This window comes from Paenibacillus sp. 2TAB23, from assembly GCF_052115165.1.
GTDB lineage: Bacteria > Bacillota > Bacilli > Paenibacillales > Paenibacillaceae > Pristimantibacillus.
The window spans coordinates 1-12311 of sequence record NZ_JBFRGD010000029.1 but is presented as its reverse complement, the minus strand read 5'-3'; the positions used below and the strand labels follow the sequence as shown (position 1 = coordinate 12311).

The window sequence follows — 12311 nt, the reverse complement described above, 5'->3', positions numbered from 1 at the left end:
TGGAGGCCTTAGGGGAATGAGGAAATACGAGGTGCTTAGGACCGTTGTTATCCTTCAAGCCGTTTGTATGGTCGTATTGACGGTAGTCGTGATTATAAAGGTGTGGCCGGGGAATGACCGCCAGCTGGATAATCAGGCACCAACGAATGTCGGGAGCGAAGAAGAGCCTATAGACCCGGGTAAAGTGGAGCCATCGCCTGGAGGAGACCAATCAATTCAGGAAAATGGACGGCGAGTCATTGCTAGAGTAGGCAAAGAGACGATTACGGCAGCTGATTTGCAGGGCGAGCTCGAGAAGCAATATGGGGAAGCCACCCTGCGATCGTTAATGGTGCGTAGAGCGATTGATCTAGAGTCGGCGGCATTTGATCTGAGCATATCAGCAGATGAACAAAGCCGTGAGCTGGCGAAGATGGTTGAAGGTTATGAAAGCGAGTCGCGCTATTATGAAGTGATGCAGGAGCAGCTCGGTATGAGTAGGGAACAGGTGCTGGATGAGTTGAATTATCGGCTGCTTATGGAGAAAATCGTCATCCGTAGTATTAACATTACTGACGAAGAGGTTGATCGCTACATTGCGGACCATCCTGAAGAATTCGAAGCAAGAACGCAGCTTCATCTGCAATGGATTATGACCGAGACATCGAAGGAAGCGAATTCGGTACTCGGACTGCTTACGGACGGTGCGGATTTCGCTGAGCTGGCGCGTACCTATTCAATCGATTCCTTCACAGCGGATGGAGGCGGAGATCTCGGCTTGATTGATGCGGATGATCCATTCTACAATTCCGAGATGCTCGAAACAGCGAGCAGATTGCAGGTTGCCGAGATGGCTGGTCCAATAAAGGTGGATGGCGGATTTGCCGTAATTCGACTAATCGAACGACAAATGACCACCACGATGACGGGACGAAGGCTGCATGATGCCGTTCGCAAGCAGCTGGCGCTTGAACAAGCTGATTCGCTCTCCGAAATGGAAGATAAGCTGCTGGCCAAATATGATGCAGTGAAAATCGAATAGCATCTCATATAGGCAACGTTTTCAATGGAGTGAGAAAGTCACTATTGACAAGGGATACAAGACATTGTTAAGATGGAATTAGTGAAAATACCAACTGAATTAGTCGGAATAAGGAGGCAGTTATTTCCATGGCCAAAATCGTACAAAGTGTTCTTGATCTTATCGGTGATACTCCGTTAGTTCGTTTAAACCGTCTCGTACCTGAAGGTAGCGCAGAAGTATATGTTAAGCTTGAGTACCAGAATCCGGGTGCAAGCGTCAAAGACCGTATTGCAATCAGCATGATCGAAGTAGCTGAGCAAGAGGGAATTATCAAGCCAGGCGATACGATTATTGAGCCTACAAGCGGCAATACAGGAATCGGACTAGCACTTGTAGCAGCGGCAAAAGGCTATAAGGCTATCCTTGTAATGCCAGAAACAATGAGTATTGAGCGTCGCAACCTGCTTCGTGCTTATGGCGCAGAGCTTGTATTGACACCAGGGTCTGAAGGAATGAACGGCGCTGTTCGCAAAGCGGAAGAGCTTGCAGCTGAACATCCTAACTACTTCCTGCCGCAGCAATTCAAAAACCAAGCAAACGTTAAGGTACACCGCGAGACAACTGGACCTGAGATCGTTGAAGCAATCAACTCGCTTGATGGCAAATTGGATGCGTTCGTAGCAGGTATCGGTACGGGCGGTACTATTTCCGGTACGGGCGAAGTGCTTAAGAAAAACTTTGAAGGCATCAAAATTTACGCAGTAGAGCCGGCTGCTTCGCCGATCCTATCCGGCGGTAAACCGGGCGCTCACAAAATCCAAGGAATCGGAGCAAACTTCGTACCTGACATTTTGAACCGCGAAATTTATGATGCTGTTATTACGATTGAGAACGAGGATGCATTCGATTATGCTCGTCGTGCTGCGAAAGAAGAAGGCATTCTTTGCGGTATTTCTTCTGGTGCTGCGATTTATGCAGCCTTGCAAGTGGCGAAAGAGCTTGGTGCAGGCAAACGTGTAGTAGCGATTGTTCCAAGTAACGGCGAACGTTACCTTTCAACTCCACTATTCAACTTCGAAAACTAATTTCTGATGCTTATAGCCAACAGCCTTTCATTCCTCGGAATGGAAGGCTTTCTTTTTAACTAGCTATTCGGTATACTGAGCAAAATAAGTGAAGTTATCGGGGGTTGAGGGTGATGGTCACCGCTAAGGAGCAGTGGACTCGGTGGCACGCCGAACGGAAATATACAACGCTGCCGCTGATTATGGAAATACCATTTCAGCTCGAGCTTCGGGCAGGGGTTTTATCGTGGGAAGAGGTATGGCAGGACGCTTCGCCGTATGCTTTCGTTTTAGAGAGCGGGAAGGACGGACGATACTCCTATCTGGGCTTGCATCCGGATGCGATTATTCGAGGGAAAGGCATGTCTGCGGAATCGGTAGCTTTTCGGTCATTAGAGGAGCAGAGCAAGCGCGCATGGAGCGGAAAGCCGCTTGAAGTAGTACGGGAGTGGATGAGTGGCAAAACCGGACCAAGGGTTGCTGATGGTCCCAAATGGATTGGCGGCTGTGTCGGGTTCTGGGGATATGACGTTATTCGTTCCATAGAGCGCTTGCCGATGCTTGCATTGGATGATCGAAGCATTCCGGATTACTTATTCATGCAAGTCAATGAGCTATGGATTATAGACCATGTGGATGAGAAGGTTTACTGTGCTGTCCATACGGAGATTGATCTTGGCAGTGATGAGGCGGAGCTAAGCGCAGCGTATGAGAATGCCCTCTTTAGAGCGAGCGGCATGACCGATTATTGGCTGACTTGGTTTGATGAGGACAAGGCCAAAGAAAGAGCGGCGACAACTCGGAGGAAACGACTACAGCTGCTAGACGATGATCAACTGCAGATGGATATGTCTTCTCTTGCTGTTATAACCTCTCCTTTTCCGAAGGAAGCTTATATGGAAGCTGTTCGCCGCATACAGCGATATATAGAGCAGGGTGACGTGTTCCAAGTGAATTTATCGGTACGACAGAGCAAAGAAATCGTATCATCGCCGGAAGAACTTTATGAATGGCTGCGATTAATTAATCCATCCCCTTACATGGGCTTCCTGCGCTGTCCTGATTTCCAGCTGGTATCGGCCTCACCTGAGCTATTGGTTGAGCTGAAGGAGACTAAGCTTGCAACAAGACCGATTGCCGGAACTCGCAGGCGCGGTCGCACGGAGGAGGAGGACCGTCGCTTGGCAGACGAGCTCCTCTCGAATGAGAAGGAACGAGCTGAGCATATCATGCTGGTCGACTTGGAGCGAAATGATCTTGGGCGCATTTCCGCTTACGGCACAGTGAAGGTAGAAGAGCTGATGGTCATCGAGCAGTATTCGCATGTGATGCATCTGGTATCGCAAGTAGAAGGGCAGTTGGCGCAAGGCAAGGATGCTTATGATGTTATTTCAGCTACTTTTCCTGGTGGAACGATTACAGGTGCCCCGAAGATTCGGACGATGGAGATCATCGAGGAGCTGGAGCCAACGCGCAGAGGTCCCTACACGGGCTCGCTTGGCTGGATTGACTACAATGGCGATATGGAATTTAATATCATTATAAGAACGATGGCTCTGCAGGATGGGGCCGTTCATATTCAAGCAGGTGCTGGTATTGTTATTGATTCGGACCCGGAGCGGGAATATAAGGAATCATTGAACAAAGCAAAGGCGTTGTGGAAGGCCATTCAATACAGCGAACGGTATGCGGCGCATAGACAGGCAGCAGAGCCGGATAAAGGGGGAGCCTTAACATGATATTGGTAATCGATAATTATGATTCTTTTACGTACAATCTCGTTCAGTATTTGGGTGAGCTTGGTGAAGACATTACGGTGAAGCGCAATGACGAGATCGATTTGGCAGGAATCGAAGCGATGGCACCCGATCACATTCTAATTTCGCCAGGCCCCTGTTCCCCGAATGAAGCGGGTATCAGCCTTTCTCTTATTGAGCATTTCAAAGGGAAAATTCCTATTTTCGGTGTTTGCTTAGGGCATCAGTCTATCGGACAAGCCTTTGGCGGCGAGGTTGTTCGCGCCGAGAAGCTCATGCACGGCAAGACTTCCGCGATCCATCATCAGGGGAAATCCATATTCGAGGGAATGCCCTCGCCGTTTACGGCAACGCGCTATCACTCCCTTATTGTACGTCGTGAAACGCTGCCAGACTGTCTGGAAATTACAGCAGAAACAGAGGAAGGCGAAATTATGGGCCTTCGTCATAAGGAATATCCGATTGAGGGCGTACAATTTCACCCTGAATCGATCATAACGGAGCATGGCCTTACAATGCTTCGTAATTTCTTGCAAAACCGGACGGGCGCAGTGCGATGAAAATCGGACTGAACGGCACCGTTTTGGAAGCAAGTGAAGCCGTGATCTCAGTTTATGATCACGGTTTTTTGTACGGTATGGGCTTGTTCGAAACCTTTCGTACCTATAACGGGGTACCTTTTTTATTAGATCGACATTTGAATCGTCTGCATGCGGGCTGCGAGCAGTTGGGCATTCGATACCAGAGCGATCCCAAACAAATCGCTGCATGGGTAAAAGAACTGATCGCAGCAAATGGATTGGAGGATGCTTATATCCGAATGACCGTTAGCGCCGGGGAAGCGGAGCTGGGCTTGCCGACCGGTGATTATGAGCGTCCGACTGTACTTATGTTAGTGAAGGCTCTGCCGTCCATAAATGATGAGGTTCATATGCGCGGAAGGGAGCTGCGGCTTATGAAGACGCGGCGGAACACCCCGGAAGGTGATGTTCGCTACAAGTCTCTCCATTATATGAACAATATTATTGCGAAGCGGGAGCTGCTCGCAAGCGGAGCCTCGGCGGGAGCGGAAGGGCTCATGCTGAGCTATGAGGGATGGCTGGCGGAGGGGATTGTCAGCAACTTGTTTTTCGTTATGGATAACGTTGTATGCACGCCGGCGATTTCAACCGGCATATTGCCGGGCATTACGCGTGAGCGTGTGCTGGAACTGGCGAGCGGCAAAGGATTTCAAACAGAGGAAGGGTTATATAGCTGGGATATGCTGCTGCAGGCGGGCGAGGTTTGGCTGACCAACTCGATTCAGGAGCTCGTGCCTGTTACGAGGTTAACCGACATTTTGGGACAGACTCACATTGTAGGTAACGGGGAGGCTGGCGCTCTAACTAGGCAGCTGTTAACGCTATATAGGAAATTGACGACGACAAATGGAGAGATGTATTAGCTAGTACCATCTAAAGGGCAGACTTAGAGAAAATACAAAGGAAGGCGGTAATCAAGTGAAGCAGCGGCCGATTTTCTATAAAAGAGTATACGAATTTGGAGATGGAGCGACGCTTGCGTTAGGCAATCGGACACTCATTATGGGGATTCTGAATGCAACACCTGATTCGTTCTCGGATGGGGGGCGCTACATGAATATTGAGGCAGCCGTTGCTCATGCAGAAGCGATGGCGTTGGCTGGCGCGGACATGCTCGATATTGGGGGAGAGTCTACTCGTCCAGGGTTCGAGCCGGTTAGTCTTGAAGAAGAGCTGCGCCGGATTGTTCCCGTTATTCGGGCAGTGCGTAAAGCGCTACCGCATATGCCACTCTCAATTGACACCTATAAAGCGGAGGCGGCTCGTCAAGCATTGGAGGCTGGCGCCCATATCATCAATGATATTTGGGGCTTGAAGGGTGACCCCAATATGGCGCCGGTTGCGGCGGAATACGGATGTCCGGTCATAATTAGTCATAACCGACATTCGAGGGATTATAACGATTTGGTTCCGGATGTGCTTGCCGACCTGATTGGAAGCGTGCGCTTGGCACAGGCAGCTGGAGTTAAGGAAGATCAAATATGGCTGGATCCGGGTATTGGTTTTGCAAAAACCCATGAAGATAATCTCGAACTGATGGGCCATTTATCAGAGGTAGCAGGACTCGGGTACCCCGTTCTCCTTGGTACCTCGCGCAAACGATTCATTAAGCAAACGTTGAATCTGCCTGTTGAAGAGCTTGTTGAAGGTACGGCAGCAACTGTTGTCCTTGGCATCGCACAAGGCTGCCAAATCATGCGGGTTCATGACGTAGGTGCAATCAAGCGCGCTGCACTAATGGCTGACGCTATCATATACCGCGATTAAAAGAAGCAAAAGCAATGCGTTATTTAGACAGATACGCATGCAATAACGTTGGGAGAGTGGATATAATGGACAACATGATTATTAAAGGGATGAGGTTTTACGGATACCACGGCGTATTCCCTGAAGAGAACAAGCTCGGACAGAAATACGAGGTTGATATCGAGCTTGCAATGGATTTAGAGCAGGCGGCAGCGACCGATGATCTAACTTGTACGGTTAATTATGCTGAGGTCCATGCGCTGGCCAAAACGATTGTGGAAGGTCCTGCTTTTAAGCTGATCGAAGCTTTAACTGGTCACATTGCATCACGGGTACTGGAAGCTTATACTATGGTAAATGAAGTGACAGTTCGAGTAACAAAGCCAAACCCGCCGTTCGATATCCATTTTGACGGAGTAACGGTGGAGCTGCGTAGAAAGCGGGATGCTGATGGACGAACAATTCCCGCATAATGGGGCAGCGGCTTATATTGCACTTGGATCGAACATGGGGAACAGGGAGCAATTGCTGTTGTCGGCGATTAGCTTGATAGACGAGCATCCAAGCATCGAGGTAAATCGCGTATCCGGCTTGTATGAGACGGAACCGGTAGGCTATACGGAGCAACCACCTTTTCTCAATATGGTGTTGGCTGTACAATCGACATTATCTCCGATAGAATTGCTGCGTCAGCTTCTAGCCTTCGAGCAGCAATTAGGGAGAGTTCGACAAATACGTTGGGGACCTAGAACCATTGACCTCGATCTGCTCCTATATGATAATGTCAGAATGGATCAAGAGGAACTAACCTTGCCGCATCCGCGCATGATGGAGCGGGCGTTTGTCCTTGTGCCGCTGCATGATGTGCTGGATCAATCGCATCTGCTGCAGCAGGAGGTAGGCGCAGCGTCAGAAGCGGCGCTTCTGGATGGAAAGGAAGGCATTACGTTATGGAAAACAATCAATTGGCGCAGCGCGTCAGAGCCTTTCGAAAGCTGAAGGGCTACACTCAGCAAGAGCTGGCCAAGGAGCTTGGCGTATCAGTAGCCGTGCTCGGCTCATTAGAGCGTGGAACAAGAAAGACCGACCCGAAGCTGCTGGGGCATATCGCCAAAACGTTAGGAATCAGCTACGAGGAGTTAATGTCGGATGATCGCGAATAGCGATGCTGCATTTCTTTCATTTGAACCATACCCAATCAGAAGGGGAGCAAGGAGCGACATGCTAAAATCGGAGACAGCGCGATGAAGATCAGAGTGGTGCTAGCACCGATGCCTGGCGTGTGCAATCCTGCTTTTCAATTGATTGCAAAGGAATTTGGAACAGGACTTGTATGTGTGGATATGGTTAACGACAAAGCTATTCTTCACGGCTACAAATGAACGCTTGAAATGCTGCTCGTTGACGAACGCGAGAAATCGCTCAGCCTTCAATTATTCGGCGGGGCCGGAATTGCTTGTCGATAAAATGTACGAAATGGTTTCGTCAGTTGTAGAAGCGGTTACGAACCAGTAACAGTGAAGATGCGTACTGGCTGGGATGATGAGCATATATTTGCTGTCGAGAATGCGCGTGCCGTTGAACGCGCGGGCGGCAAGGCCGTAAGCGTACATGCTCGCGCGTGCGAGCAGCTGTATACAGGCAAGGCCAATTGGGACATCATAAAAGATGTCAAAGAAGCGGTATCTATTCCTGTTATAGGAAATGGCGACGTTTTCTCACTAGAGGATGCCAAGCGCCTTCTGGATCATACGGGCTGCGTCGGCGTAATGATTGGTCGCGGTGCATTAGGAACCCCATAGAAGCTGTACCGGACCATTCAATATTTAACAAACGGCGAGCTGCTTAGCGATCTAACACAGTGCGAGAAAATGGAAGTAGCTATTAATTTGGACCGCTTAGTTGCGCTTAAGAATGAAATAGCTGCCGTCAGGGAGATGCGCAAGCATCTTGCGTGTTATCTGAAGGGACTGCCAGGCGGAGCGAGGGTAAAGGTTGTCATCATGGAAGAAACCGGACGCGACCCTTTGGCAGCCCATCTAGTGAACTATGTTCGAGTGCTTGAGGAAGAAGAGGAGTTCTAGTCTCCTGCAGTTACGGCTGTCGGAGCATCAGGTACTGCTGAAGAGATGTATACTAATCCAACCATAGACCGGTTACAGGCAGCGAATGAAAATCGAAGCTCACCGACACCATTCGACAAAAGCCGCTATCAAGCGGGCTTCTGCTTCCGTTTTGACAATTGAAACGGTTTCAATGGCTCGTCTGGCTTTGATTGACATTCAGTTAACCTTGCAATATAATCGTGCAATATAATATAACGAATACATCAAGTGCCTCCAATTAACAGTAGGTATGAGGAGCAGGAAGCGTAATATATTAGGTATCAGTGAATTCATACAAGGTATGAAAAATTAGTCACATGACAGGAGAATCGGAAAGATGAACGATAAGCAAATCATTCTGACTCAAGAAGGGCTGCGAAAGCTTGAAGATGAATTAGAGAACCTAAAATCGGTCAAGCGTCGTGAAGTTGCTGAACGTATTAAAGTAGCGATTGGCTATGGTGATATAAGCGAGAACTCGGAGTACGAGGATGCGAAGAATGAGCAGGCGTTTATCGAAGGACGCGTTCTTACCCTTGAGAAAATGCTGCGCAATGCGCGTATAATAAATAATGACGATATTGATATTGATACCGTTAGCATCGGTTCGATCGTGACGGTTGAAGATATGGAATATGGAGACACAATGGAATATTCCATTGTAGGAACGGCAGAGGCTGACCCGCTGCAAAACAAGATCTCAAATGAAAGTCCGGTAGGCAAAGCGATTTTGGGCAAGAAAAAAGGAACGGTTGTCGAAGTCAGCGTACCTGTCGGCATGATTCAATACAAAATTCTCGACATCAAAAAATAAGGTTTGCTATGCGCGGATCAGAAAGCTTCCTTGTAGGAAGCTTTTTGAACGTTTAAAATATAAGAACGTATAGATGGATACTGATGCGGCGCTTATATTTTATCGGAAAATGATTGCATGCCGCAATAATCTGGTCACAGCTGCTTATGCTTGCCGAATGATCAAGGAGATGAAGAAGTGGAACATGAAAACAATGAGCAGGAGCTAAGCGAGCTCTTGCAAATTCGCAGAGACAAATTAGACGAGCTTAGAGGGTTAGGCGTCGATCCTTTCGGACGGAAGTTTGAGCGGACACATAACGCAAAAGAAATCGTGCAAGCCAATGAAGGACATAGCAAGGAAGAGCTGGAAGGACAAGCCGTTTCCGTGCGTATCGCAGGACGCATCATGCAAAAACGCGGCATGGGAAAAGCCGGCTTTGCTACGATTCAGGATTTGAGCGGAAAGATTCAAATCTATGTACGTAAAGATACCGTCGAAGAGCACAAGTTTGCCGCATTCGATCTGCTCGATATTGGCGATATCATCGGTGTGCAGGGTGTCGTGTTCAAAACAAATACGGGCGAGGTTTCAGTCAAAGCCCATGACATTGAAGTGTTGACGAAATCGTTGCTTCCGCTGCCTGATAAATATCACGGCCTGAAGGATGTAGAGCTTCGTTACCGCCAACGTTATGTTGATCTCATCGTGAACCCTGACGTACAGCAAACCTTTATTACACGTTCCAAAATCATTCAATCGATGCGCCGCTACCTGGATTCCCGCGGTTATCTAGAGGTAGAAACGCCAACCCTGCATTCCATTGCAGGCGGTGCGGCAGCTCGTCCGTTCGAGACACATCATAATGCGCTTGATATGCAGCTTTATATGCGTATCGCAATCGAGCTTCATTTGAAACGTCTCATCGTCGGCGGGTTAGAGAAGGTTTACGAAATTGGCCGCGTATATCGTAATGAAGGAATGTCGACGCGGCATAATCCAGAGTTTACGATGATTGAGCTATATGAGGCTTACGCGGACTACAAGGATATTATGGCATTGACAGAGAACGTCATTGCACATATCGCCCAAGAAGTGCTTGGCACGACGACGATCACTTATCAAGGGCAAGAAATTGATTTAACGCCGCAATGGCGCCGAGTATCCATGGTTGAGATTGTTAAGGAAACGACTGGCGTTGATTTCGGCGTGGAAATGAGCGATGAAGAAGCACACCGCTTGGCTAAGGAGCATAAGGTTGGGGTTGATGCTCATATGACCTTTGGCCATATCCTTAATGCCTTTTTTGAGCAGTTCTGTGAGCACACCTTGATTCAGCCGACTTTTGTAACCGGGCATCCGGTCGCTATTTCACCGCTTGCGAAAAAGAGCGAAGCAGATCCGCGTTTCACAGATCGTTTCGAGTTGTTTATTGTGGCTCGCGAACATGCGAATGCTTTTACCGAGCTCAATGATCCTATCGATCAACGCGAACGGTTCGAATCACAGCTGGTTGAACGTGAGCATGGTAATGATGAAGCTCATGAGATGGATGAGGACTTTATCCGTGCTTTAGAATACGGTATGCCGCCTACTGGGGGGCTTGGTATCGGAATAGACCGCTTGATTATGCTATTGACAGATGCACCGTCCATCCGTGACGTGCTGTTGTTCCCTCATATGAGGGACCAATAGTCTGCTGAATAACGCAGTATATAGATTCGCCGGGACTGATTAGTCTCGGCGTTTTTTATTGGCTAATATCTAGCTTATACAGCATCAATTCTTAAAATCTACCAAAATATGCTCTATTATTTAATAGGCCTATTGATTTGTGAGATTCATATGGTATATTAGAACTATAAAGCAGAGCACGATAACGGCAAACCTATCGAAAGGTAGGGACGCAAAGCTAAAGGGCCTTCCGACAGATGGCAGCCAGCTACCGAATGGACAAGCTTTTTTTTGTTTTCTCTTTAAATGAATGAGTAAAGCTTCATACGATAACGGCAAACCTATCGAAAGGTAGGGACGCAAAGCTAAAGGGCCTTCTGACAGATGGCAGCCAGCTACCGAAAGGGGTTTTTTTTATGCGCAAATTTATTTTGTTAATCGCAGCTTTTATCCTGTTTGCTTCTATTAATGCAACGCCTGCTCAGGCTAGTGAAGCAAGCCAATGGTTGGATACGACTGGTCTAAGCAATGGTGTCGTGGCTGTTGATTATCCGGTTAACGCTAAAGTGAAAACGAAACTTATGATTGCAAAAGGACAAGCTAATTATACGTACAACCTAACTGCAGGTGGAAAAGCAGAACAATTTCCGCTGCAGCTTGGTAACGGACAATATACAATATCGGTATTAGAAAACGCATCGGCAAACAAGTACAAGCTGGTAGCAAAGCAAAACGTTACTCTTAGTTTGAAAGACAGCAAAGTACTTTATCTCAACTCCATTCAAAACATTAATTGGACCGATACAAGCAATGCGATTGTGAAGGCAAAAGAGCTTACAAAAAACAAAAAAACGGATAGCGAGAAAGTAAAGGCTGTTTATGACTATGTAATTACAAACATTAACTATGACAATCAATTAGCCGCGAACCTCTCAGTTGATTACTTGCCAAGTATTGATCGTACGTTCAAATCCAAAAAAGACATTTGCTATGGATATGCTGCATTGTTTGCAGGGATGCTTCGCAGCTTGGATATTCCGACAAAGTTAATGATGGGGAATTCGGAATACGTTAATGTATATCACGCTTGGAACGAGGTTTACTTGGATGGCAAATGGGTCATTATCGATACAACAGTTGATGCAGGCCTTAAAAAAGGCAACAAAAAGTTCGAACAAATTAAAAATGCTTCGAAATACACGGTCTCGAAACAATATTAAGGGGTAGAACAACGAGCTAGCGTACTTGCGCTTAGCTCGTTTTTTTTGTAAGTTCCTTCATTATATAGCCTACATAGTAAACGTAGTTTTCAGTCGATTTTATGAACACAAAAATGATTTTGCTAAAACCGAAAAAAACACTTGCAATGCTATAGGCGAACGTGATATATTATCTAGGTCGCCAACGAGACACACGGTCGACATGAAAGAAAAGATTGTTCTTTGAAAACTGAACAACGAGTAATAACTGCCTCGCAAATCCTTCGGGATAAGCGAAAAAGCGATAACAAAGTAATGAGCATTTCAAACACCAATTTGGAGAGTTTGATCCTGGCTCAGGACGAACGCTGGCGGCGTGCCTAATACAT

General features: G+C 47.4%; 12 protein-coding genes, 1 pseudogene and 2 riboswitches. All 13 genes and pseudogenes read left to right on the top strand.

The window, feature by feature from the left end; genetic code table 11:
* The first annotated feature begins 16 nt into the window (after positions 1 to 16).
* Complete coding sequence (locus AB4Z29_RS28315) at positions 17 to 1021, top strand: peptidylprolyl isomerase (protein ID WP_441946315.1); 1005 nt, start codon at positions 17 to 19, stop codon at positions 1019 to 1021.
* 128 nt (positions 1022 to 1149) lie between these two features.
* Positions 1150 to 2088, top strand: a complete 939-nt coding sequence (cysK, locus tag AB4Z29_RS28310; RefSeq protein WP_441946314.1) for a cysteine synthase A — start codon at positions 1150 to 1152, stop codon at positions 2086 to 2088.
* Between the two features lie 113 nt (positions 2089 to 2201).
* Positions 2202 to 3806: an anthranilate synthase component I family protein gene (locus AB4Z29_RS28305; protein ID WP_441946313.1), complete on the top strand. Its 1605-nt coding sequence runs from the start codon at positions 2202 to 2204 to the stop codon at positions 3804 to 3806.
* Positions 3803 to 4384, top strand: a complete 582-nt coding sequence (gene pabA, locus AB4Z29_RS28300; RefSeq protein WP_441946312.1) for an aminodeoxychorismate/anthranilate synthase component II — start codon at positions 3803 to 3805, stop codon at positions 4382 to 4384. Before AB4Z29_RS28305 ends, pabA begins: the two co-directional genes overlap by 4 nt.
* Positions 4381 to 5268, top strand: a complete 888-nt coding sequence (gene pabC, locus AB4Z29_RS28295) for an aminodeoxychorismate lyase (RefSeq protein ID WP_441946311.1) — start codon at positions 4381 to 4383, stop codon at positions 5266 to 5268. Before pabA ends, pabC begins: the two co-directional genes overlap by 4 nt.
* Before the next feature lie 55 nt (positions 5269 to 5323).
* Entirely contained in the window at positions 5324 to 6172 is an 849-nt protein-coding gene (gene folP / locus AB4Z29_RS28290; RefSeq protein WP_441946310.1) for a dihydropteroate synthase, read from the top strand.
* A gap of 65 nt (positions 6173 to 6237) precedes the next feature.
* Positions 6238 to 6624, top strand: coding sequence for a dihydroneopterin aldolase (gene folB, locus AB4Z29_RS28285; RefSeq protein ID WP_441946309.1), 387 nt, complete (start codon positions 6238 to 6240; stop codon positions 6622 to 6624).
* Positions 6602 to 7150, top strand: coding sequence for a 2-amino-4-hydroxy-6-hydroxymethyldihydropteridine diphosphokinase (gene folK / locus AB4Z29_RS28280; RefSeq protein ID WP_441946308.1), 549 nt, complete (start codon positions 6602 to 6604; stop codon positions 7148 to 7150). Before folB ends, folK begins: the two co-directional genes overlap by 23 nt.
* Positions 7102 to 7314 (top strand): helix-turn-helix domain-containing protein, encoded by a 213-nt coding sequence (locus AB4Z29_RS28275; protein WP_114383855.1) that lies wholly within the window; start codon positions 7102 to 7104, stop codon positions 7312 to 7314. Before folK ends, AB4Z29_RS28275 begins: the two co-directional genes overlap by 49 nt.
* An 81-nt stretch (positions 7315 to 7395) precedes the next feature.
* Positions 7396 to 8235 (top strand): annotated as a pseudogene (locus tag AB4Z29_RS28270) (tRNA-dihydrouridine synthase).
* A 358-nt stretch (positions 8236 to 8593) separates the two neighbouring features.
* Positions 8594 to 9070, top strand: a complete 477-nt coding sequence (gene greA / locus AB4Z29_RS28265) for a transcription elongation factor GreA (protein WP_441946307.1) — start codon at positions 8594 to 8596, stop codon at positions 9068 to 9070.
* Positions 9071 to 9247: 177 nt separating this feature from the next.
* On the top strand, positions 9248 to 10744 hold the full coding sequence (gene lysS, locus AB4Z29_RS28260; RefSeq protein ID WP_441946306.1) for a lysine--tRNA ligase: 1497 nt from the start codon (positions 9248 to 9250) through the stop codon (positions 10742 to 10744).
* 176 nt (positions 10745 to 10920) lie between these two features.
* Positions 10921 to 10999: riboswitch (cyclic di-GMP riboswitch) on the top strand.
* A gap of 48 nt (positions 11000 to 11047) precedes the next feature.
* Positions 11048 to 11126: riboswitch (cyclic di-GMP riboswitch) on the top strand.
* Positions 11127 to 11139: 13 nt separating this feature from the next.
* Entirely contained in the window at positions 11140 to 11943 is an 804-nt protein-coding gene (locus tag AB4Z29_RS28255) for a transglutaminase-like domain-containing protein (RefSeq protein ID WP_441946305.1), read from the top strand.
* Positions 11944 to 12311: the final 368 nt, after the last annotated feature.